This is a genomic window from Brachybacterium sp. UMB0905 (genome assembly GCF_002871795.1).
In the GTDB taxonomy this organism is placed as follows: domain Bacteria; phylum Actinomycetota; class Actinomycetes; order Actinomycetales; family Dermabacteraceae; genus Brachybacterium.
Genome location: NZ_PNHL01000038.1, coordinates 1 through 1,761 on the forward strand (window position 1 = coordinate 1; position 1,761 = coordinate 1,761).

Consider the following 1,761-nt stretch of genomic DNA (forward strand, 5'->3'; position numbering starts at 1 on the left):
ATCACCGCGAGCCCCGAACTCACCGACGACGCCCGACACGTCCTTCAGCGAGTGACACACTAAAGAGGTCCAAGTCAGGTCGAAGCGATTCGCAGTGACCAAGGAGCGCACGTTCTGCGCACCCGGCTCCGGAGGGACTGATGCGCTTGTAGGTGACATACGATCTGTGGTGTTCCCCCACCGCAGGGAAGGATGTGCACCATGCCCGCCCCCTGCCCCCAAGAGTTCCGCGAGGACGTCGTCGGCGTTGCACTGAACCGTGAGCCCGGCACCCAGCTGAAGCAGATCGGGAAGGACTTCGGGATCAGCTTCTCCTGTCTGACGAACTGGATGCGCCAGGCCGAGATCGAAGCTGGGAACAAGCCCGGCACCACCAAGGCCGAGGCCGAAGAACTCCGCGCAGCCCGCCGCAGGATCCGGCTGCTCGAGCAGGAGAACGGAGTCCTCCGCCTGGCTGCGGCCTATCTCTCCCAGGCGAACCTGCCGAAAAAATGATGTACCCGCTCGTGTCCGAGCTCGCCGCCCACCAGATCCCGGTCGTGGTGTCCTTGCGGGTCCTCCTGACTTAGGTCATCGAGTTGGGGTTGGCTGTCTGGCGGGGCTGTGACCTGGGGTGATGGGTGGTTTTGGGGGTGGGGTGGGGCACTAACGGGTAGCGTTGCTCTATGGCCTACGTGCGGAAGGTGAGGACGGCTTCGGGTGTCCCGTGTCAAGTTGTTGGCAGGATTATGGGGCCAGCAAAGTTGGGGGTGTCGGGGCTGGCGTGCCCGAGGTGGACGTCCAGGGGCCGGTTCCAGGCGATGGCCTCGTGGGGCCGCACCGTGTTGTACTCCAGCCGGTACTCCTCGGCGTGGCGGGTCAGCTCCAGGGCGTCGTGGATCTCTTCTTGGTAGAGCCGTTCGTACTTGAGGGATCCGAATCCGCGTTCTCGTGAACCGTTCTGCCCGGGAGACTTCACGCGGGTGCGGACGTGACGCAGTTCGGGATGTGACGCGATAAAGTGTTCGAACCTGAACGACCGGAATGGGCCACCGTTGTCAGTGACAATAGTGAGACATGGCTCAATCTCGCCATCGGGCGAGATGTTGCAGGAGTCGATGAGCGGCGCTCCGGCCAGTGCTTCATACTCGGCAAGGGCAAGCTCGACCGCTTCGATGGCGTCGTGTTGATTGGCGGTCGGTGAGATATGCCAGGGGTATTCGTATTTGCTCCAGTAGTCGCGGCATCCCGCCAGGCGCCACACACCCCCTGAAATGGTTTCGAACTCGCTGAAGTCCAGCTGCCACACCTGGTTCGCTCCGGTGGGCGTCTGGGCGAACGCCGCTCTCCTGGCGCCTGCCAGGTCGCGTTGGTGCTTCTGGTAGTTGGTGGGCAGCAGGAGGTTCGCGTCCTGCATGATCCGCATGACGGTGGACGCTGAGGCCTGCCCGCCCTCGTATCTGGTCATCGCCCAGATCTTCCGATGCCCCCAGGCGGGATGTTTCTGCGCCATGTCGATGACCATGTCATGGGCGGCATCGCGTGCGGGCGTGGGCCACGGACCGCGAACGCTTTCACCGTCCCGGTGGCGAGATTGCCAGCGACGCCAGGTCCGCTCGGGCATGTCGAATAATTCGCAGAACCTCGAGGTCGACATGCCCGCTTCCTGGCGGATCATCTCGAGGTCCTCGAAGGGCCCAGGCGGCCCTCAGCACTTTTCTTCCATACGCGGGCTTCGAGGTGAGCCTCGCCAAGCGCTTGGGTGAGATCCGCTATCTCCTC

At 63.4% G+C, this 1,761-nt stretch carries 2 protein-coding genes; one reads left to right on the forward strand and one right to left on the reverse strand.

Annotated features, from left to right (window positions below):
* Nucleotides 1-201 precede the first annotated feature (201 nt).
* Nucleotides 202-495 carry a transposase gene (locus tag CJ197_RS15455; protein WP_199173959.1) on the forward strand — a complete coding sequence of 98 codons (294 nt, stop codon included), beginning with the start codon at nucleotides 202-204 and terminating at the stop codon, nucleotides 493-495.
* 214 nt (nucleotides 496-709) lie between these two features.
* On the opposite strand, the gene CJ197_RS14745 is transcribed toward CJ197_RS15455, so the two are convergent.
* Nucleotides 710-1,657 (reverse strand): integrase core domain-containing protein, encoded by a 948-nt coding sequence (locus CJ197_RS14745; protein ID WP_102237476.1) that lies wholly within the window; start codon nucleotides 1,655-1,657, stop codon nucleotides 710-712.
* Nucleotides 1,658-1,761 lie beyond the last annotated feature (104 nt).

Bases quoted from the DNA above. Each gene is read 5' to 3' on its own strand.
- CJ197_RS15455 (WP_199173959.1), top strand. From the start codon at position 202: ATGCCCGCCCCCTGCCCCCAAGAGTTCCGCGAGGACGTCGTCGGCGTT.
- CJ197_RS14745 (WP_102237476.1), bottom strand. From the start codon at position 1,657: ATGATCCGCCAGGAAGCGGGCATGTCGACCTCGAGGTTCTGCGAATTA.